We start from the raw sequence: 19,480 nt of genomic DNA, 5'->3' as shown, positions 1-19,480 counted from the left end.
ACATGCATTTTGAATGCGTTAATGGTTGCTTTTGTAACCATCAACACTTTTAAAGCGCCTTCGTTTAGGCCGCGATGGCCCAAGACGCCGGACTTTCTTTAGCCACAGCCAGCATAACCGACTGGGACACGTCACTCCCAATTTCCTTGCGATAGTTCATCGGCCCCCCGCGCCAACGCGGAAAGCCATAGCCATGGATCTGAACCATATCGACGGCTTCTGCGTTTTCGGCGATCCCTTCTTGGATGATCAAAGCGCCCTCATTTGCCATGACAGCCAGAAGGCGAGACGATATTTCCTCGGCCGTAAAGGTCCGGCGGGTAATGCCCTGCGCAGCGGAATACCCTTCGATCAAAGCCTCAACCTCGGGGTCGCGGATCGGTTTGCGATTTCCATCTTCGTACCGGTACCAGCCTTTGCCGGATCGCTGACCAAACCGCTCCAACTCACATAGCTGGTCGGCAATGGTGACATAGCGTTCACTCGGGTTGCGGTTGGCGGCGTTGCGTTTTCTATTCGCCCAGGCGATCTGCAGCCCGGTCAAGTCCTGCAACTCGTAGGGCCCCATCGGCATGCCGAAATCCCGCATCGCCTGATCAATTTCATGCGGCAGTGCCCCGTCTGCCAGCAGATAATCTGCCGCGCGCCGATAAGCGGCCAGCATACGGTTGCCAATGAAACCGTCGCAAACGCCTGACAGAACCGAGACCTTGCGAAGCTTCTTGCCCAGTGCGAATCCCGTGGCAACCACTTCGGGGGTGTTTTGGGGGGTGTGCACGATCTCGAGCAGTTTCATCACATGAGCCGGGCTGAAGAAATGCAGCCCTATGCACCGTGACTGGTTTTCGATGCCCGAGAAGATTTCAGCCGGGTCTAGATAGGATGTATTGGTGGCAAGAATTGCGTCGACGTCCATGTTCTTGGCCAATTCGGCAAAGACCTGCTGTTTGACCGATAGGTCCTCGAACACGGCTTCTATGGCCAATTCCGCGTCGGCTGCTTCGGCATAGCTGTCAACGGCGCGAAATCGGGACAGGCAATTCAGGTATTTAGCCTCGGTCATCTTTCCGCGTTTGACCGCGCCCTTCAACAGGTCTTCAACCCGATCATGGGCTGCCAATGCGGCCTCGGAGTCGCGCTCGATCAACTTGACAGACAGGCCAGCCGTCAGAGCGGCGGTTGCAATTCCGCCCCCCATCAAGCCGCCGCCCACCACAGCAATACGGCTGATATCGCGCGGCTGGACATCCTTGATCAGAGAGGGCTTGGAGACACTGCGTTCTGCAAAGAACGCATGACGCAGCGCGCGGCTTTCCGCAGTTTGGCGAAGCGTCAGATGGCGCGTCCGCTCCATCGGCTGAGCTTCGGAAAACGGCATTTGGGACCAGGTTAGCGCGGTCAGGTTCTCCAACGGCGACTGCTGCCCCTTGGCGCGCTTTTTCAGCGATGCCCGAGAGGTCTCGATCAGATCAGGCGCAAAATCAGCAACAATACGTTGGCTGGCCGGCACAGGACGGTCCGGCAGATCGGCCACAAAACTCTCGACCGCCTTTTCAAGATCGTCAGCCACCAGATCGACGGCACCAAGCTGCAGCATCTCCTCGGCTTTCAGCATTTTGCCATTACAGGCCAGGTCGATTGCCGCTTCCATCCCTACAAGGCGTGGCAGACGTTGCGTGCCGCCCGCGCCCGGGATCAATCCAACATTGACCTCTGGCAGACCAAATCCCGTGCCCGCCGCTGCTATGCGCCATGCGCAGGCCATCGCAATTTCGAACCCGCCACCAAGAACGTTCCCGTGCATACAGGCAATAAAGGGAACCTCGCTGTCTTCGATCATTTGAACGACCTCGGGCAGGTGCGGCTCGACCGGCGGCTTGTCGAATTCGGACATGTCCCCGCCCGCGACAAAGGTCCGGCCAGCGCATCGCAGCACAGCCACCCGGGCGTCTTTGACCGCGTCCACAGCATCTGCAAGCCCCTGCCGGACCGCTTGCGAGGTCGCATTGACCGGCGGGTTGTCAATGGTGACCCAGGCAACATCGCCTTTGAGTTCAACATTCACAAGTGAGGTCTGAGACATGGGTGTGCCCTTCAAGCGCTCTGGATTCGAGTCTTGTTTATATATTGACCAACCGTTCGGTTAATGCAATGATAAAAATGAAACGACATCTGGCAGAGCAGTCATGAACGATACGATTCTTGTAGAAGATCACGGGACCTGGGTTGAGATTACACTGAATCGTCCCGACAAACTGAACTCATTCAATGATGAGATGCATTACGCGCTGCAAGACGCGTTGAAATCCGCCCGAGACAACGGCGCGCGCGCCGTCCTTTTGACCGGTGCAGGTCGCGGATTTTGCGCCGGACAGGATCTTGGTGACCGCGATCCATCGAAAATGGACGGCCCGCCTGATCTGAGCAAAACCGTGCGGACCTTCTATGCGCCTTTGGTGCGATTGATCCGGTCGCTGAACTTCCCGGTTATTTGTGCTGTGAACGGTGTTGCTGCCGGAGCTGGGGCCAATCTGGCACTGGCCTGCGACATGGTTTTGGCAGGTGAAAGCGCCAAGTTCATTCAGAGTTTCGCCAAGGTCGGTCTGATCCCTGATACCGGCGGCAGTTGGCACCTGCCTCGCTTGTTGGGAGAGGCCAGAGCCAAAGGACTGGCGCTTACGGCGCAACCCTTGCCAGCAAAACAAGCAGAAGACTGGGGCCTGATCTGGAAAGCCCTGCCCGATGAGCAGTTGATGGCCGAAGCCCGCGCCTTGGCAAACCAAATTGCCAACGGTCCGACCGTTGGGTTGGGTAAGACCAAGCAGTGCATTCAGACCGCGGCGACCACCAGCCTTTCTGATCATCTTGAAATCGAAGCGGACGCTATGAAAATCTGCGGGGAAAGCGAGGACTATGCCGAAGGCGTGTCCAGCTTCCTCGAAAAACGCGCGCCAAGTTTTCAGGGCAAATGACGATGACCCCGCAAGAACGCGCCGCCAAATCTGCCGCTGCTATGTGGGCCAATGATGAGGCCAGCAAATGGTTCGGCATGGAACTCGTTAACGTCGACGAAGGCCGCGCCGTTCTGGCACTGACCGTCGCAACTCATCACTGCAACGGCCATGGCATATGCCACGGCGGCGTCACCCATGCCCTGGCAGACAGCGCGTTTGCCTTTGCCTGCAACAGTCGCAACGTGGCGACCGTCGGCCAACATACAATGATGAGCTATCTCGCACCGGGCCGCCTGGGAGACCGCCTGACCGCAACCGCAACAGAAACTGCTGTTGCAGGTCGTAGCGGTGTCTATGACGTGCGCATCACAAATCAAGATGGCATCACTATCGCCGAATTCCGGGGTATGTCCCGCGCGGTTGGTGGTCAGAATTTTGTCGAATAGAAATACGCTGGAGGAGCAACGCAATGGACGCCCTGTCCCCCAACAAAGCTGAATTGGACCCGATCGAAATCGCATCGATCGACGAAATCCGTGCGACACAGCTTGAACGCCTCAAATGGTCGGTCCGACATGCCTACGAAAACGTGGCGATGTACAAGCAGCGCTTTGATGAGGCGGGTGTCCATCCGGATGATTTGCAACAGCTTTCGGATATTTCGAAGTTCCCGTTCACGTATAAAAACGATCTGCGCGACAACTACCCTTTCGGCCTTTTCGCGGTCCCACGCAGTGAGATTATTCGACTGCACGCGTCTTCCGGGACAACCGGCAAACCAACTGTGGTGGGCTATACCAAAGCTGATATCGATAACTGGGCAGATTTGGGTGCGCGTTCGTTGCGGGCGGCAGGTTTGCGTAAGGGCGATTTGGTCCACAACGCCTATGGCTATGGCCTGTTTACTGGTGGTCTGGGCGCCCACTACGGTATCGAACGATTGGGTGCGACCGTTGTCCCCATGAGCGGCGGGCAGACCGAGAAACAGGTCGGCTTGATACATGATTTTCAGCCCGACGGGATCATGGTGACGCCCTCATACATGCTCAACATCCTTGAACAGTTCCACAAATCCGGGCTCGACCCGAGAAAAAGCTCTCTCAAGGTCGGCGTTTTCGGAGCAGAGCCCTGGACAGACGCGATGCGAACGGAGGTTGAATCCGCGTTCGACATGCACGCGGTTGATATCTACGGCCTGTCTGAAATCATGGGTCCCGGCGTCGCGAGCGAGTGCGTCGAAACAAAAGATGGTCCCGTGATCTGGGAGGATCACTTCCTACCAGAGATCATTGACCCGGCCACAGGCGAAGTACTGCCCGACGGCGAAACCGGCGAGTTGGTTTTCACCACTTTGACAAAAGAAGGTTTGCCAATGATCCGCTACCGAACGCGCGATCTGACCTGTCTGTTGCCTGGAACGGCGCGCTCGATGCGCCGGATGGCAAAGATTACCGGCCGCAGCGACGACATGATGATCCTGAGGGGCGTGAATGTTTTCCCCAGCCAGATCGAAGAGCAGGTCATGGCGACGGGCGGTCTGGCCCCCTACTATCAGATCGAACTTTACAAATCCGGCCGAATGGACGCGATGCGGGTGTTTGTCGAAGCGTCAGCAGACTCAACCGACGAGATGTCAAAGACAGCCGCAGCCCGAATGCTAACTAAGCGCATCAAGGACGTTGTTGGCGTTTCAACGGAAATTGTTGTAGGTGATCCAGGCGACGTCGAACGCTCTCAGGGCAAGGCGAAGCGCGTCATCGACAACCGCGATAAGGAATAAGCCGTGGCCCGGACAATCGCCAAAGACCACGACCAGAAGCGGGAACAGATTCTCAAAAGAGCTGCGAAAATCTTTGCGGATCAGGGGTTCGACCGCGCCTCGATGACCCTGTTGGCAAAAGAGTGCGGGATATCCAAGGCGAACATATACCATTATTACGACAGTAAGGATGCCATCTTGTATGACATCCTTGAGACCTATCTACGTGATTTACGTGACCGCATTTGCAACGTTGATTTCGAAGGGCTTGAGCCTGAAGAGAAACTTCGAAAGGCAGTCCGCGAAATCTTGTTCGCCTATCAAGGTGCTGATGACGAGCACCGGGTTCAGATCAGCGGTATGAACGCCCTCGCCGACGACCAGCAAAAGAAACTGCGCGAGTACCAGCGTGATATGGTCAGCTTCATCAACAATATCCTACAGGAGCTGTCTCCAGAGACATTGGGTGATGACAAGGCCAAGCTGCGCGGAGCCACAATGTCAGTCTTCGGCATGCTGAACTGGTATTACATGTGGAACACGGGAGCAGGAACCAAGGCACGTGAAGACTACGCTGATCTGGTCAGCACACTGACGGTCCACGGCATTCGAAAGCTGTAGGAGGGAAGCACTCTTCTTTCAATTGACGGCTTTTCATTGGCTTCAAGGGAGATTCCTCATCGCAGACTACTGGCATTTCGAATGAGGAGAAAACCAGATGCTGGGCTGTTCAACTAGTATAAATGACCGTATCTAAAACACCCAAAATGGCAAATTTCATTGGGAAAGTACATGGCCGGGCATTTCTCAACCTTTTGGATCGCATCGCGTTTTCTTAAGCATCGCGGTTTTCGGGCTTGTGTTCTGCTAGGTTGAGTGTTGATCAGGTCACCCTTCAAGAGCCAGTACGTGTCAGGCAATTGGTGACGTTTAAAGCCAATGAGAATGACACCGGCAGTGCTTTTATGGAGGTTGGAATTCGGGCCGCGGCAGAAAACACTCGCAGTGGTATGCGGCGTCACACGAACTCTTGCCATGCTACCATATGCACCTCAGCCTTGGAGACGCCTCGCTCGCTAGCCGTTCAATGCCCAATATGGATAAAATTGAGAAGATTAGATGCGCATAGCGTTCAATTGGGCCGTGTCGAACAAATGGATTGGCCGTCACCATTGTTTCAACTGACCCGCTGATCCTGCGCGAAACTAGCAAGGGGCGGCCAAAACCATTACCCAAGTTCGATCCGCGGCTTCGTAGAGCGCGAATTCCCTAGCCTCGCGAGAGAGCATGTTCGCTCGATGTCCGGGTGATCGAGCCCAAGCCGACACAACTGCATCCAACCCTTGCTGCCCCTTTGCGATGTTTTCAGCGACGAAGCACCATTTGTAGCCTGCCCCGAGAACCCGCCTTCCTACATCAGACCCGTTTGATCCGGTGTGCGAAAAGAAACCTCTCTTAGCCATGTCCTCTGCATGAGATTTCGCAGCTTTCTCCAGTTTTTCGCTATATAGCAAGGCGTGAAGACCTTGGCGTTCGCGAAGTGAATTCAATGCGTCCGTCGCCAATGTGTTAGCCACTATGGTCGAAGGGAGCAGGTACGCCAAAACTAGCAGTACACGGAACATTTCAGTCATCCCCAGAATCTTCCAATAGTTACAACCCTGGTTTGCTACAAACGAAGATAATTGGTCGTAAGTCTTGCTACTATAAATCTGCTCCTTCAGGGACTAGATATGCGCAGGCCAAGATAATCGCGGCCTATTGAGCTCTGTTGCAAGCTTTTAGCAATTGGCGGTGTAGCGGCTGCGAAGTGAATGACTTCGGGTCTTAACCAGTTGAAATCCTAATCATGATTTCATTCAAGGGAGCGAAGTATCCGAGAGACGTTATCCAGTTCACGGTCTTCTTTTATGTTCGCTATGGTGTTTCCTGCCGCGATTTGTAAGAAATCAAGTACGAACGAGATGTTCCGGTCGACCACAACACGCTGAACAGTTGGGGTACGCAATTTTCCGGTGCAATCGCTGAAGCAGAACTTCGGCGGAAAGAGCCATGCGACCGCTCCTGGAGAATGAACGAGACTTACATATAAAGGTGAAAGGAACTTGGGTCTGTCATTACCGCGCCGTAGACAAACATGGCAAAATGCTTGATTTCATGCTTTCAGAACGTCGAAACAAACTGGCAGCCACAAAGTTCTTCGCCAAAATGCAGGAGCATCAACGGCCTTCTACGAAAGATTGTCATCGACAAAAGCGGCGCAAACACTGCGGGTAACAAAGCAATCAACAGAATGCTCAAAGGCTTTGGTTGCCCTATACTAATAGAGATTGTCAGGCGAAAGAACTCGAACAATATCATCGAACAAGACCACCAATCCATTAAGAGGCGAATACGACCGATGCTTGGGTCAAACGCCGAAGCATCAGCAGCTGCAACGCTAGATGGAATCGAAGTGGCTCACATGATCTGCAAAGGTCAACTCACGCCCGTTCTCAACCGAAGATGCAACGCCTGAAAAACCCAGGTTCTGTGTCTTCACCGAAATCGGTTTTGAGCCCAACGCAGAAACACTCGACATGTCAGCAGTTTTCATCCGTAAATTGCTGTCCTTCCTCTCGAAGTAGACTAACGACCTCATCAATCGCAGGATGGCGTCTCGATCTATGTGGAAGCTCGAGGGCCAACACCCGACCCGTTCCGATACTTTCCGATGAAACTTTTTTGAGTTGTCCAGACTGAAGCGCCTGCTCAACCAGGCAACTGTGTCCCATAAGTACACCCGCACCGGATTTCGCTTCTTCTACGGCAAGGGCGTATAGCGAATACCTCGGCCCCCTTTGGGGATCACCAACTGAAACACCTGTCGCCTCTGACCACATGGACCAGTCTTCTTGCCACGTCTGGTCGTGCAGCAACTGCGCGGTCTCTAGATCAAGACCATCTGCTATCTTTGCTGAACAAACGGGAAGGATTTCGTCTTCCGCAAGCACGATCTGATCCGGTGTTTCAGCCGGGACGGAAAGGAAAACCGACAGATCAAATAGTTCTCTCGATAGGCTGGGAGGCCTCTCCATCGCTGTCACCGAGACATTCAGGTCGGGACGCTTCTCGCGCAGCTTGCCCAATCGCGCTGGCAACCATAGCTGCGCAATTGAGGGCAAAGCGGCAATATGAATCTCGGGGTTGGGTGCTAGGGTTCGTAAACTCTGCGTCGCCGCCGCGAGAAGATCAAAGGCATGCGTGAACTCTACTGCTAGCTTGCGACCAGAGGAGGATAGCGAAACACCGTGAGCACCTCTTTCAAACAAGGTAGTTCCGGCCCAGCCTTCCAAAGCTTTTATATGTTGTGAGACCGCGCCTGCCGTGACGCCCAACTCCTCGGCCGCAGAAACGAAACTTTCTAGCCTCGCCGCAGCTTCGAAGGCACGCAGAGCATTGAGGGGCGGCCCTTTAGGGCGACGTGGAGCGACAGCCATAGATCTCAGCCTAAGTTTTTCTAAGCCCAGAAATAGCAAAACTAGTTTGCGTTGTCATTCCGATCTGTCCAATCTGTGTGCAGCCAAGGAGGAAATTGCGATGACCATAGAAATGAGAAACTGGGTGCCGGCCGACAGCGAAGCACTAGTCCAGAAGATCGCAACCGAAACGTCTCGCACCTCATCCAAGGCTCTGCTGGATCAGATTGACCATTTAGCCACCCGAAACCGGGAAATCCACGAGCACGAATGCTTCAACCTGAATCCTGCAACCAATGTAATGAACCCGAGAGCTGAAGCACTGCTGTCTTCAGGAATCGGCTCGCGCCCGTCGCTTGGATATCCGGGCGAAAAATATGAGATGGGACTTGAAGCCATCGAAGAGATCGAGGTCATCTCAGCCGAGCTTTGCGCGGAAGTTTTCGACGCAAAGTTCGCAGAAATCCGCGTGCCTTCTGGCGCGATTGCGAACCTCTATGGCTTCATGGCCACCTGCCAAGCAGGCGATACGATCATTGCACCGCCGGCATCGATCGGTGGGCACGTAACACATCACATCGCAGGATGCGCCGGTTTGTTTGGTTTGCAAACAATAGATGCACCAACTGATGCCGATGGCTACACCGTCGATCTCGACCAGCTGCGCGCGCTTGTGCGAAGGGAGCGTCCCAAATTGATCACGATCGGCGGAAGTCTCAACCTTTTTGAGCACCCGGTCAAAGATGTACGAGCCATTGCAGATGAAGTCGGTGCCAAGGTGATGTTCGACGCCGCGCACCAATGCGGTATTATCGCAGGAAGAGCTTGGCGCAATCCCTTGGTCGAGGGCGCACACTTCATAACAATGAGTACGTACAAGAGCCTCGGCGGTCCTGCTGGGGGGCTGATTGTCACAAACGATGCGGAGATCGCAAAGGCTTTGGATGCCATAGCATTCCCAGGCATGACGGCAAACTTTGATGCTGCGAAGTCAGCTGCGCTTGCTGTGACGATGCTTGATTGGCGCGACTATGGACAGGACTACGCTGCCGAGATGATCGCAATGTCCCGCGCAATGGCCCAGGGCCTCGATGCGCGAGGTGTTCCGGTTTTTGCCGGACGCGAGGGCTTCACTGCCTCTCACCAGTTCGCTGTTCTGGCAGAACGCTTTGGCGGTGGACAGGCTGCATCCAAGACCCTGCGCAAAGCCGGGTTCCTGGCTTGCGGTATTGGCCTGCCGGTGACGGAAATCGAAGGTGACATGAATGGTCTGCGCATCGGTACGCCCGAGTTGGTGAGATGGGGCATGACGTCTGATCACGCCGACAGACTGTCTTCTCTGATTGCGCGCGGATTGAAGGGCGACGATATCGCCGCCGAAGTGGCTGACTGGCGCTGTCATTTTGCAAGTGTGCACTTCGTTCACGGCTAGATCTATAAATATCGCCGCAGGAGAATAAATGACCGCTTCGTCCGCACACTTCCGACACCAACCAGGGTTCGAAAGTGCAGCGAATGGCCGGTCTGACGGACCGCACCGCGGCACCACGATCCTTGGCTCAAGGTTCGGATTGGGCCGCTCATAGAAAGTTACGAACAGAATTCACAGTATCACCGCAGATCTCAACGCTAACGCTAAGATTCAACTATGTTGGCTACAACAATTCGCGGGCCATTGACTTCAAGTGACGCATGTCGGTACCGCAGCACCCTCCAAATACTTTAATCGAAGGATTCTGCCGCGCAATCGCGCCAATCTGCTTACCAAGTTCAATTGGATCGCCTTCGTCCAGCTCATCTGCCTCGTCCAGCTCCGCATGCGAGCAACTTGAAGCGTTCGCCACCAGTCCTTTAAGTCGAGGGTGATTGCCAAGCGCTCCGCCGAAATGGGTCGGATGGGCGCAGTTAACCATAAAAAACAGCGCCGCTGAGTCGGTTGCCGCATCGATCTGGTCTACTCCGTCCACAAGTTTGGTTCCGTCTGCCAAGCACCCGTCTGTCTCAACGGCCAGAGACATTATGATCGGCAGATCAGCGTCTCGGGCGGCGAAGATGCATCCCGCTGCCTCGCTTGGACGGTTGAATGTATAAGCGGTGACCAGGTCGACGCTTGTGTCTTTCAGGCTTCGCATTTGAGCGGCGTGATACTGACGTGCATCTTCGAGGGGTACTGGTGGGATATCGGCGTAAGGATCATAGCGGGGGCCGATACAGGCCGACACCAGTACATCATCGCGAGCGGAAGTTTGGCGTAATTCCTCCATTAGACTGACCGCATCTTTGTTCACTTCAACGAGCCGTTCTGCATCGTACCCCAAGGGCGCTGCCCGGTCGGCGTTCGCCATCCATGTGGGCGCATCAAGGATGCATCCGACATTCATTTCACGCGCGAGATCGACAAGAGCTTTCATTTGACCGGCCAGTATTGCCCTTGTGTCAGGCTCTTCCAGCAATGGAAACGACGCGAAACCAGGCAACTCAACTCCATGATTAAATATCAGGTCGGTGCCAGTGCCAGCATAAACCAGATAAGTCTTTTGACCTTCGAGTGGGAACTGTCGTGCCATTTTAGTCCACTCCCATTGCTGTTAAGCTTTCAAAAGAAACCTACATTGTCTCGGGTTTTCTGTGAACCTTAGGGCGGCGACACACTGTGTTCCGCGGGACTGACCCCATCTTCCCGGGCAACTCTGAACCGCAGCGAAAGTCTCCTTCTGCCGGCCGCACTGCAGCGTCATCAAGCTTTAAACAAAGGCAGGTTTGGGCCCAGACAGCCGTTACAAATGGCGGCTCATTGGTTTGGCGTCAGATATAGTCGAACGCCCATTCGTTGTAGCCCTGTTCTCCGCGGTACCATAGAACTTTGTCGGCTTCAGACTCACCGTGGTTCCAACGCTGCTTGACGCCTTGCCCCATTGCCCTGCGAACCAGAGCGCGTCGTTTCTGACTGAGAACGATGCTTTCCATCAACTCAGCTTCATTCCATTTTTCTTCGACTTCTTGGATGAATCCGTGGACCAATTCGCGATGGCTCTCGGCATGTGCAAGGTTTGTGCGCTCATTCGGGTCGTCCGATAGATCAAAGAGCATGATCCCGTCATGGGAAGACGAGATGAATTTGAAGTTCCCACGGCGGATCATGAACATCGGAACCTTGGTCGCCTCGGCCAGATACTCGGCATAGACTGCGCGTTCAGGTGGCGGATTACCCCTGTCTGCGAGTGACAACAGATCCACACCTTCCAGCGGTTCTACAGCGTTCTCAATCTCGGCAATTGTGTTCAGGGTCGGGACGACATCGACAAGAGATGTCAACTCCTGAACCCGTTGCGGCGCGATACCGGGGCCAGCGATGATAAGGGGAATGCGCAGGGACTTTTCAAAGAAATGCTTTTTGAACCACATGCCACGTTCACCAAGCATCTCACCATGATCCGAAGTGAAAACAATTACGGTGTTCTGGTCCGCGCCGGTTGCTCTCAGGGCATCTATGATCCGAGTCATCAGGCTATCGATATAGCTTATAGATCCATAGTAGGCGCGGATGGCGCGGACAACGTCCTCGTCACTGAACTGGATGCCCAACATACCAAAATCCTTGAGTAGGCGGACAGAGTGAGGATCATGCTCATTTTCCGACAATGCCCCGACAGCGGGCATGGGGATGTATTTTCCTTCGTAGAGATCCCAGAACTCTTTCCGGCAAAGGTAAGGTTCATGCGGATGGGTGTAAGAGACTTGCAAAAAGAACGGGCGTTTGTCGTCACCGCGCGCCATATCGAATATGTGTTGTATTGCCTTGAACGTGACCTCTTCATCATAGTCGATCTGGACCGATCGCTCGCAGATCCCGGCGATGCGCACGGCCCGAGGATCGTTGGTGTCGCGCTTGCCCTCGTTTTCCCAATTGGGAACCCAGGCGAAATCACCCGGATACAGGTCCGCTGTCAGGCGCTTTTCAAACCCGTGGAACTGATCAGGGCCGATGAAATGCATCTTGCCGGACAGGGCCGTTTGATAGCCCGCTGCGCGCAGGTAATGCGCATAGGTCGGGATTTCGGCCGAAAACTCTGCTGCATTGTCATAAGCGCCAACTTTCGACGCCAGCTGCCCTGTTGCCATCGAAAAGCGGGATGGTGCACAAAGCGGATAGTTACAATAGGCGTTCTCAAACACCACACCACGCGCGGCCAAATCATCAATGGTCGGGGAGTGGCAGATGGTGTCTCCGTAGGTTTGCAGGGCAGACGCCGTCAGCTGATCGACCTGAAAGAACAGGATATTTGGGCGAGATTCGGTCATGTTACCACCGTCCCATCAGGCTGCGGACATATCCAACCGGGCCGGTTTCGTACCATTTCTTGTGACCACGCTCACGCGATGAAATGCCGAAGCTTTGCGATACACGGTCAATGACGATGGCCAGAAATACGATGCCCAGCCCACCGACGGTCGCCAGACCCATGTCCAGACGCCCGATGCCCCGCAGAACCATCTGGCCCAGACCAGTCACGGAAATCATCGAAGACACCACGACCATGCTCAAGGCCATCATGATGGTCTGGTTCACGCCTGCCATGATGGTCGGCATCGCCAAAGGTAGCTCGACCTTATACAGCGTTTGCCGGTTCGAAGCACCAAAGGCGCGCGCGGCCTCGACCATATCGCCCCGAACCTGTCGGATGCCCAGATTGGTCAGGCGCACCACTGGCGGCAGGGCGTAGATGAATGTCACGATTACACCTGAGACATTGCCGATCGAGAACAACATCACGATTGGCACCAGGTAGACAAAGGACGGGATCGTTTGCATCAGATCAAGCATGGGCTGCAGAACCGTCCAGAACCGATCATTCTTGGCCGAGTAAACACCCAGCGGAATGCCGATCAGTGAACAGAACACAACGCATGTCAGAACGATGGACAGGGTGGTCATGCTTTCTTCCCATGCACCCATCAGACCGATGGCAAGCATGCAGGCCGCCGAGATCAGGCCCAGACGGCGACCGCCTGCCTGCCAGGCCACCAAAATGATTAATGCCAGAACCACCAAGTCTGGGGCCTGGGTCAGAGCGTCCTCCAATCCGGTCAGAACGATTTCAAACGGCACCTTGATCGCCTGAAAGATGAAGCGGAAATTGGTCACCACCCATTGCAGGAAGGATTCAACCCATGTGCCAACGGGGACCCATTCGGTGTCAAAAATATTCCAGATATCCATGATTTCGCCCCTTACCCGCGCAACGCAGTCAACGCGTCCTTGATGGTGATCTGCCCAACGGAGGCATGATCCGGACTAACGACGGTGACTGGAGACTGATCTTCCATGAACAGATCAATGATCTCACCCAGTTCAGCGTCGACGCGCACGGTCTTTTCCGTTGTCTCCCGCCCGTTCAGCGGCTCCATGATGGTTTCCGCCCGGACCAGCGCGACACGGCTGATGCCTTTCACAAACTCTGCGACATAGTCGTCCTTGGGGCTGGTCACGATTTCTTCGGGTGTACCAATCTGCACGATCTCACCGTCATTCATGATGGCAATGTGGTCTCCCATCCGGATGGCTTCATCCAGATCATGGGTGATGAACAGCGTGGTTTTGTGCATATGCGCCGACAGGTTCAGGAACTGGTCCTGCAATTGGCGGCGGATCAGAGGATCAAGCGCCGAGAATGGCTCGTCCATCAACAGGATTTCTGGGTCGGCTGCCAATGCGCGGGCGAGACCGACACGTTGCTGCATGCCGCCCGAAAGCTGATCGGGGTAGTGATCAATCCAACCGCCTAGATCCATGGCTTCGAGCGCCTTGACTGCCGCCTCTCGCCGTGTTGGCAAATCAATGCCGCGAACTTCGAGCCCGAATCCGACATTTTCGCCCAAGGTTCGATGCGGCCACAGCGCCATATGCTGGAAGACCATGCCAATCGTTTCGGCTCGCAATTGGCGAAGTTCTTCTTCGCCCATCGTGTCCACGCGCTGGCCAGCCACATGAATTTGGCCAGACGTCGGTTCAATCAACCTGTTGACGTGGCGCACAAGGGTGGACTTGCCTGACCCGGACAGTCCCATAATGCAGAAAATCTCGCCCTTCCGGACGCTGAAACTCGCATCACGAACGCCAAGAACGCAGCCAAATCTGTCTCTCACGTCCTCTTTCGACAGCCCCTCAGCCAGGACCGCCTTCATGGCTTCGTCCGAGCGGTTGCCGTAGATTTTCCAGAGGTCACGGCATTCGATCTGTGCATCAGCCATTGTCTTGTTCCTTCAAAAAACCGGAGCGGCCGGATAAGCCGCCCCAAAGTCTTCGGGGAGAGTTAGTTTGCGGCAGCCGCGGCCTCGGCCACCCAACCGTCGAATTGCGCTTGGTTTTCGGCAATCCAATCGGCGGCGTGGCGCTGGAAGTCTTCCAGCGTATTTTCCCCGTCGCGCAGTTTTACTTGCGCCGCGTTGACGGCGCTGATCGGGATATCGACCAGTTCAAAGAACTTTGCAGCGGCAGGGTTATCTTCAAGGAATTCATTGTTCGCGACGATATAGACGTCGTTCACAGCAAAACCCGCGTCCATCTCGCCGTCGCTTTGAATGCCAATCTTTATTACATCTTCACCGGGGACCAGGACATCGCTGATCCAATTCGGCGTCCAAGTGTAGTAAAGGATAGCGCCGCCTTCGTTATATCGCGTAATGGTGTCAGCCATGATCGCAAAATAGCTACCCTGATCATGTTGAACGGTTTCGCGCAGGTTCAAATTGTCCAGATGATCCTCGATTGCGATTTCACATCCCCAACCGGGATTGCATCCCGACAAGTTGGCACGACCATCGCCATCTGCATCAAACAGGGCCGCAACGGCAGGATCGGAGAATTGTTGAACGCTGGTTATGCCGTTCGCTTCAGCGGTCTTCTTGTCGATAAAGAACCCTTGGCCCGCCCCAGTAATCCCTGCCTTTACTCGGGTCATGGTGCTTTCGCCGCCGGACTTGTCAAAAAAGTCGTTATGGAGGGGTTTCCAGTGATTGAAGGTATAGTCGGCGTCGCCAGACGCAACAGCCAGATGCACAGCCGGGAAATCTGCTTCCAAGGTTTCTTCGACATTGTAGCCCAAAGCCTCCAAACCCTGCTGCACGACCATATGCTGAAACCACGCGTTGGCGGGCGATCCTTTGATGGGCGAGACATCAACACCTGCGCCGGGCTGATCGGCCGCAAATGCTGGAAGTGCGAGCACGGTTGTCATCGCTGCGGTACGCGTGAGATTGGAGAAGTTTGTCATGTTTTCCTCCCTGAAATTTACAAGGGCCTGTTCGGCCGGTTTCTTCTCTTGGGGTGATTTTTTGTCATCTGAATGCAGTTGTGAAGTTCCAAAATACCATCCAGTTTGTTAACCAGAATGTTATGGTAAACCTTCGCAAAACACTTACTAAGCTGCCGCATCTGATAACCTTTGAGGCAGCATGCAGAAATTCCAACTTTACACGTGCGGCAGAAGAGCTGGGCGTCACGCGCGTGTCGGTTAGCCGCCAGATTGCCGAGCTTGAACAAGCACTTGGTACGACGCTGTTTGTCAGGGACCACAGAAAAGTATCTTTGACTCTGGCGGGCAGGATGCTGGAGGCTGAGGTGGCTCCGGCTTTGCATCAGATTGCAAACGCCGTTCTGAATGTCTCAAAGACGTCAGGTGATACCCCACTGACAGTAACCACGACGACTGCCTTTGCGACCTACTGGCTCATGCCGCGTATGGTGGATTTCAGCAATCAGTTCCCGGAGGTTGAACTGAACCTTGTAGTCACTGATCGTAAGCTGGACCTTGCCGCGGAAAACGTCGATGTTGCGATCCGTTATTCCAAGGAAAAGCCAACCGGAGACAACGTAATTCCGCTGTTGCGCGAGCGCATTTTTCCAGTGATGAGCCCAAAATACTCTCCCAGTACTGCTCTGTCAGAACCCATGGATCTGATGAAGGAGAATTTGCTTTACCTGTCTGGTATCTATCGGGCTGGGGCGCGTTGGCCACATTGGTTTAAAGCCAACGATTTGGTGCTGTCAGCGGACTCCAGCGGCGTGGCTATGAATACCTATATCAACATGCTGCAGGCCGCGATCGCGGGACAAGGTATCGCTTTGGCGGGAAACCCATTGGTCGACCCATATCTCGCTGACGGAACTTTGATAAAGTTGGAAGGATTCTTGGAAATCGAACGCGACTATTTCTATTTAATCAACGCTGCTGCAGACAGAGAAGACACAAGAAAGTTCTGCAGTTGGGTAATTGATCAAGCAACTCAACTGTAAGATCCGCCAGTACTACAGCAGAAAGTGCGCTTCGCACTCTAAATCAGTTCGCAATATTGCGCCTGCGGCAAATGTCTTCTCTGACGGACCGCAGCGCAGCAATAGGACTAATGTATCAACGACAGCTTTGGGCTGTTCCTAGCTAATGGGCCGCGGAAGTTGCCCTTCATTAGGTTTTCGTCCTTGTCACGGTGCGGCTTCGGACAGGGAGCCCAGCCATTCCCAAACTTTCTTTTAAGCGGCGTATTTCGAAGCTCTCTCGGTCAAAAAGGCGAAGTATCTCCGTTCGGTTCGGACGCTCCTGCTCGCCACGCGCACCAGTTGTCCTTGATCAATCAAGTTTTGAAAGAACATTTACCAGCCAAGGATCACGCATCACCATTTCTCGCAGCCTGGAGGCACACTATGAATGAGGTGAAGCATTGTTCGAATCGAAGCACCGGGAGTGAAGTGTTCGTTCCTCTGACATACGTCTCCCAGTCATTGGCGTGAACTCAAGCCGAAAGGTGCAGCAAAGGCAGCCGCGCAAGCGCTCACGGTCAGCGTATACTGGCGCTTTGAAATGTGTATAGACTCATGGAAACGCCCTATCCAAAGGTATTCAGACCCGACCATCAGTTCGCCTTCCATCCACCTCTCGACTAAGATCTGAATTGCTTCAGAAATCTCTAAGCGGACCGGTTGCTAAGTTTTGCTTTGTAGCACCGAAAACAGCTCGTTGATCTAACCTGACGCCATGATGTCAACGACTTTCATCTTCACCACGTCACAGCCGCACAACTCGCTGGCGATGGCCATTTTAAAGAGAGGCGAGCGGCGATAGTTCGTTGCGAGTTCTAATCTTACTCGAATTGCCCAGACGTGTTTAGGTTTCAAAGGTCGTTTCTGACCGACGATGCGTCCCTTTTTCCAAGAGGAACGAAGAGCACGAATGGCAGGTGAGTTTTGTGTTTCCACAACTGATCCTCCGATCCGCTATGCACGCCCACAACGAAGACCTGAAGTTGACTAGATAGGGCATAACAGGATGCCGCGCTGTCACCGAGGTCGCCACTGAGCCCCAAGGTGACCTTGTCGGGCTGACAGAACCTGAGCGTCGCGTTAAGTTCGTAGAAACGGGGGTTAACGAATGGACAGAAGGCTTACCACGGTGCTTGCAGCTGATATTGTTGGCTACTCTGCACTGATGGATCGTGATCGGGAGGGCACGATTGCAGCGCTCAGATCATTTCGTGAAGAAACGCTTCAGTGTCTGTTGGAGGACCATGACGGAACGCTGATCAAAAGTATGGGCGATGGTTGGATTGCCGAGTTCAAATCCACATCAGATGCCGCAGATTGCGCAATCGCAATACAGTCAGCTCAGAAACCGGACGGTATCAAACTTCGAATTGGCATTCATACCGGAGAGGTCGTCACGGATGGTGATGACATTTTTGGTGACGGAATAAATGTCGCCTCCCGTCTCGAAGCGCTGGCCGAGCCGGATCAAGTTCTGATGTCAGACACCTCGCACAACAGTTTGGACCGTGGTGATGCATCTCACTTCGAAGGCGGCGAGCAAACTGAACTGAAGAACATCACACGCCGCATTGGTGTTTGGCACTGGCCCAAAGGCACTTCGGCCAATCTTTCCACAACAACAGATGTCAGACCCGGGATTGCCGTACTTCCGTTCGACAACATGTCCGGTGACCCTGAACAGGAGTTTTTTGCAGACGGCATTACCGAGGACATCATCACAGAGCTGTCTCGTTTCCGCTGGCTTATGGTGTTGGCCCGAAACTCGTCATTCACGTTCAAAGGCAAAAGCACGGATATACGTGAAGTCGGGCGCACTCTTGGGGTGCGGTATGTTCTAGAGGGCTCGGTCAGACGTGCAGGTCAGCGCGTCCGCATTACAGGGCAGCTGATTGATGCAGAAAACGGCAGCCATCTTTGGGCAGATCGATTTGACGGCGTGCTTGATGATATTTTTGACCTTCAAGACAAAGTCACCGTTGAGGTCGTGACAGCGATTGAGCCATCACTGAGGCACGCTGAAACAAACCGAGCACGAGCGAAACCAACGGACAATTTGGAAGCTTACGAACTGTACCTTCGGGCGCAATCGCACTTCCATCTTTTGACGGACGAAGACAACCGCAAGGCCATACAACTCACAACACTCGCACTGGATCGTGATCCAGACTATACGTCCGCATCCGGGCTTTTGGCTTGGTTGCATATTCAACGAATGGTTCAAGGACTTGAACCTATTGGTGACGGGCCAAAGGAAGCTGTCACGGCCGCTGAACGGGTCCTCATGAGCGATCGTGCAGACGGGATCGCAATGGCGTATGCGGCGCATTCCATCTCAATGCTCGCGCGAGACCTGCCGCGTGCGCGGGACGTTTTCAAACAAGCGCTCAAGCAAAATCCAAACGCTGCAACAGTTCACATGCTAGCATCCATTAACCTATGCCTGCTTGATAGGCCGGAGGAGGCTCTGAAACACGCGGTTCAATCTGTCGACCTTAGCCCACATGATCCGTTGCGCCACGCCGCCTACCTTGCTCAGGCAAGCGCACTCTTTCAGCTTGAGCGATATGAGGAAGCGGCTGGAGCTTGTCGGGATGCTTTGTCAGTGCGATCCAGCTTCGTCATGAGTCACCTCATGCTGATCGCTTCTCTGGGGCACCTGACTGATGAAGAAGTCGCTCGCAAAGCGGTTAAAGACCTGCAGATTTTGCGCCCGGGCTTGACTGCCGCTTCACAGGAAACCCAGATACCAATCTTCACTGTTCCAGCCTCCGCAAACAACTGGCGTGAAGGTTGGTTGAAGGCAGGGTTACCTCAATAGGTGACTGGCAAAGTCGGCAAATGTCTGCAAATTAGATGTTCAGTTAAGTTGCAGGGAACGACGGCAATTCGGAAAATGCGGGACAAAGCCGCCCTTCAGTCAGTGGGTGGTTCGTAGGGGTCCGGCGTTCCTGGGGGGATCGGAGGAAACTCCTCGAAGGTAGCAATGTGC

At 54.2% G+C, this 19,480-nt stretch carries 16 protein-coding genes and 1 pseudogene; 8 read left to right on the top strand and 9 right to left on the bottom strand.

The window, feature by feature from the left end; genetic code table 11:
- Positions 1-64 precede the first annotated feature (64 nt).
- On the bottom strand, positions 65-2,083 hold the full coding sequence (locus ACR0KL_RS21780; RefSeq protein WP_480555421.1) for a 3-hydroxyacyl-CoA dehydrogenase NAD-binding domain-containing protein: 2,019 nt from the start codon (positions 2,081-2,083) through the stop codon (positions 65-67).
- 103 nt (positions 2,084-2,186) lie between these two features.
- Here ACR0KL_RS21780 and paaG point away from each other — a divergent pair, with 103 nt between their 5' ends.
- Genes paaG through ACR0KL_RS21760 form a run of 4 tightly spaced genes read left to right on the top strand, consistent with a single transcriptional unit; the run spans position 2,187 to position 5,334 of the window.
- Positions 2,187-2,972 (top strand): 2-(1,2-epoxy-1,2-dihydrophenyl)acetyl-CoA isomerase PaaG, encoded by a 786-nt coding sequence (gene paaG, locus ACR0KL_RS21775; protein WP_170681189.1) that lies wholly within the window; start codon positions 2,187-2,189, stop codon positions 2,970-2,972.
- A 2-nt stretch (positions 2,973-2,974) separates the two neighbouring features.
- Positions 2,975-3,400 (top strand): hydroxyphenylacetyl-CoA thioesterase PaaI, encoded by a 426-nt coding sequence (gene paaI, locus ACR0KL_RS21770; protein WP_170668388.1) that lies wholly within the window; start codon positions 2,975-2,977, stop codon positions 3,398-3,400.
- A gap of 23 nt (positions 3,401-3,423) precedes the next feature.
- Positions 3,424-4,734, top strand: a complete 1,311-nt coding sequence (paaK, locus tag ACR0KL_RS21765; protein ID WP_170681190.1) for a phenylacetate--CoA ligase PaaK — start codon at positions 3,424-3,426, stop codon at positions 4,732-4,734.
- Positions 4,735-4,737: 3 nt separating this feature from the next.
- The gene (locus tag ACR0KL_RS21760; protein WP_170681191.1) at positions 4,738-5,334 is read left to right on the top strand and encodes a TetR/AcrR family transcriptional regulator; all 597 of its coding nucleotides are present in this window, start codon (positions 4,738-4,740) and stop codon (positions 5,332-5,334) included.
- A gap of 584 nt (positions 5,335-5,918) precedes the next feature.
- Here the strand turns inward: ACR0KL_RS21760 and ACR0KL_RS21755 are convergent.
- Positions 5,919-6,338: a CAP domain-containing protein gene (locus tag ACR0KL_RS21755; RefSeq protein ID WP_170549636.1), complete on the bottom strand. Its 420-nt coding sequence runs from the start codon at positions 6,336-6,338 to the stop codon at positions 5,919-5,921.
- 224 nt (positions 6,339-6,562) lie between these two features.
- Here ACR0KL_RS21755 and ACR0KL_RS21750 point away from each other — a divergent pair.
- Positions 6,563-7,231 (top strand): annotated as a pseudogene (locus ACR0KL_RS21750) (IS6 family transposase).
- A 64-nt stretch (positions 7,232-7,295) separates the two neighbouring features.
- On the opposite strand, the gene ACR0KL_RS21745 reads toward ACR0KL_RS21750, so the two are convergent.
- Positions 7,296-8,192, bottom strand: coding sequence for a LysR family transcriptional regulator (locus ACR0KL_RS21745; protein ID WP_170681192.1), 897 nt, complete (start codon positions 8,190-8,192; stop codon positions 7,296-7,298).
- 100 nt (positions 8,193-8,292) lie between these two features.
- On the opposite strand from ACR0KL_RS21745, the gene ACR0KL_RS21740 reads away from it, so the two are divergent.
- Positions 8,293-9,603: an aminotransferase class I/II-fold pyridoxal phosphate-dependent enzyme gene (locus ACR0KL_RS21740; RefSeq protein WP_170681193.1), complete on the top strand. Its 1,311-nt coding sequence runs from the start codon at positions 8,293-8,295 to the stop codon at positions 9,601-9,603.
- Positions 9,604-9,826: 223 nt separating this feature from the next.
- Here ACR0KL_RS21740 and ACR0KL_RS21735 read toward each other — a convergent pair whose 3' ends face one another.
- From ACR0KL_RS21735 to proX, 5 genes are all read right to left on the bottom strand, one after another.
- The gene (locus tag ACR0KL_RS21735) at positions 9,827-10,738 is read right to left on the bottom strand and encodes a homocysteine S-methyltransferase family protein (RefSeq protein ID WP_170681196.1); all 912 of its coding nucleotides are present in this window, start codon (positions 10,736-10,738) and stop codon (positions 9,827-9,829) included.
- A 238-nt stretch (positions 10,739-10,976) separates the two neighbouring features.
- Complete coding sequence (betC, locus tag ACR0KL_RS21730) at positions 10,977-12,473, bottom strand: choline-sulfatase (protein WP_170681198.1); 1,497 nt, start codon at positions 12,471-12,473, stop codon at positions 10,977-10,979.
- 1 nt (position 12,474) lies between these two features.
- Positions 12,475-13,392: an ABC transporter permease subunit gene (locus ACR0KL_RS21725; protein WP_170549621.1), complete on the bottom strand. Its 918-nt coding sequence runs from the start codon at positions 13,390-13,392 to the stop codon at positions 12,475-12,477.
- An 11-nt stretch (positions 13,393-13,403) separates the two neighbouring features.
- Entirely contained in the window at positions 13,404-14,423 is a 1,020-nt protein-coding gene (locus ACR0KL_RS21720; RefSeq protein ID WP_170549618.1) for a glycine betaine/L-proline ABC transporter ATP-binding protein, read from the bottom strand.
- A gap of 62 nt (positions 14,424-14,485) precedes the next feature.
- On the bottom strand, positions 14,486-15,445 hold the full coding sequence (gene proX / locus ACR0KL_RS21715; RefSeq protein WP_480777494.1) for a glycine betaine/L-proline ABC transporter substrate-binding protein ProX: 960 nt from the start codon (positions 15,443-15,445) through the stop codon (positions 14,486-14,488).
- A gap of 80 nt (positions 15,446-15,525) precedes the next feature.
- On the opposite strand from proX, the gene ACR0KL_RS21710 reads away from it, so the two are divergent.
- A complete protein-coding gene (locus ACR0KL_RS21710) occupies positions 15,526-16,467 on the top strand; it encodes a LysR substrate-binding domain-containing protein (RefSeq protein WP_480777493.1) in 942 nt (313 codons plus the stop codon).
- A gap of 723 nt (positions 16,468-17,190) precedes the next feature.
- Here ACR0KL_RS21710 and ACR0KL_RS21705 read toward each other — a convergent pair.
- On the bottom strand, positions 17,191-17,424 hold the full coding sequence (locus tag ACR0KL_RS21705) for a site-specific integrase (RefSeq protein ID WP_480555428.1): 234 nt from the start codon (positions 17,422-17,424) through the stop codon (positions 17,191-17,193).
- 172 nt (positions 17,425-17,596) lie between these two features.
- Between ACR0KL_RS21705 and ACR0KL_RS21700 the strand changes: the two genes are divergently transcribed.
- Positions 17,597-19,309 carry an adenylate/guanylate cyclase domain-containing protein gene (locus ACR0KL_RS21700; protein ID WP_170681202.1) on the top strand — a complete coding sequence of 571 codons (1,713 nt, stop codon included), beginning with the start codon at positions 17,597-17,599 and terminating at the stop codon, positions 19,307-19,309.
- The last annotated feature ends 171 nt before the right edge of the window (positions 19,310-19,480 follow it).

This window comes from Ruegeria sp. C8 (assembly GCF_056537565.1).
This window is presented reverse-complemented; position numbering and strand designations above follow the sequence as displayed.

Excerpts from the sequence above, each read along its gene's own strand:
- ACR0KL_RS21780 (WP_480555421.1), bottom strand. The coding sequence starts at position 2,083 with ATGTCTCAGACCTCACTTGTGAATGTTGAACTCAAAGGCGATGTTGCC.
- paaG (WP_170681189.1), top strand. The coding sequence starts at position 2,187 with ATGAACGATACGATTCTTGTAGAAGATCACGGGACCTGGGTTGAGATT.
- paaI (WP_170668388.1), top strand. The coding sequence starts at position 2,975 with ATGACCCCGCAAGAACGCGCCGCCAAATCTGCCGCTGCTATGTGGGCC.
- paaK (WP_170681190.1), top strand. The coding sequence starts at position 3,424 with ATGGACGCCCTGTCCCCCAACAAAGCTGAATTGGACCCGATCGAAATC.
- ACR0KL_RS21755 (WP_170549636.1), bottom strand. The coding sequence starts at position 6,338 with ATGTTCCGTGTACTGCTAGTTTTGGCGTACCTGCTCCCTTCGACCATA.
- ACR0KL_RS21745 (WP_170681192.1), bottom strand. The coding sequence starts at position 8,192 with ATGGCTGTCGCTCCACGTCGCCCTAAAGGGCCGCCCCTCAATGCTCTG.
- ACR0KL_RS21740 (WP_170681193.1), top strand. The coding sequence starts at position 8,293 with ATGACCATAGAAATGAGAAACTGGGTGCCGGCCGACAGCGAAGCACTA.
- ACR0KL_RS21735 (WP_170681196.1), bottom strand. The coding sequence starts at position 10,738 with ATGGCACGACAGTTCCCACTCGAAGGTCAAAAGACTTATCTGGTTTAT.
- betC (WP_170681198.1), bottom strand. The coding sequence starts at position 12,473 with ATGACCGAATCTCGCCCAAATATCCTGTTCTTTCAGGTCGATCAGCTG.
- ACR0KL_RS21725 (WP_170549621.1), bottom strand. The coding sequence starts at position 13,392 with ATGGATATCTGGAATATTTTTGACACCGAATGGGTCCCCGTTGGCACA.
- ACR0KL_RS21720 (WP_170549618.1), bottom strand. The coding sequence starts at position 14,423 with ATGGCTGATGCACAGATCGAATGCCGTGACCTCTGGAAAATCTACGGC.
- proX (WP_480777494.1), bottom strand. The coding sequence starts at position 15,445 with ATGACAAACTTCTCCAATCTCACGCGTACCGCAGCGATGACAACCGTG.
- ACR0KL_RS21700 (WP_170681202.1), top strand. The coding sequence starts at position 17,597 with ATGGACAGAAGGCTTACCACGGTGCTTGCAGCTGATATTGTTGGCTAC.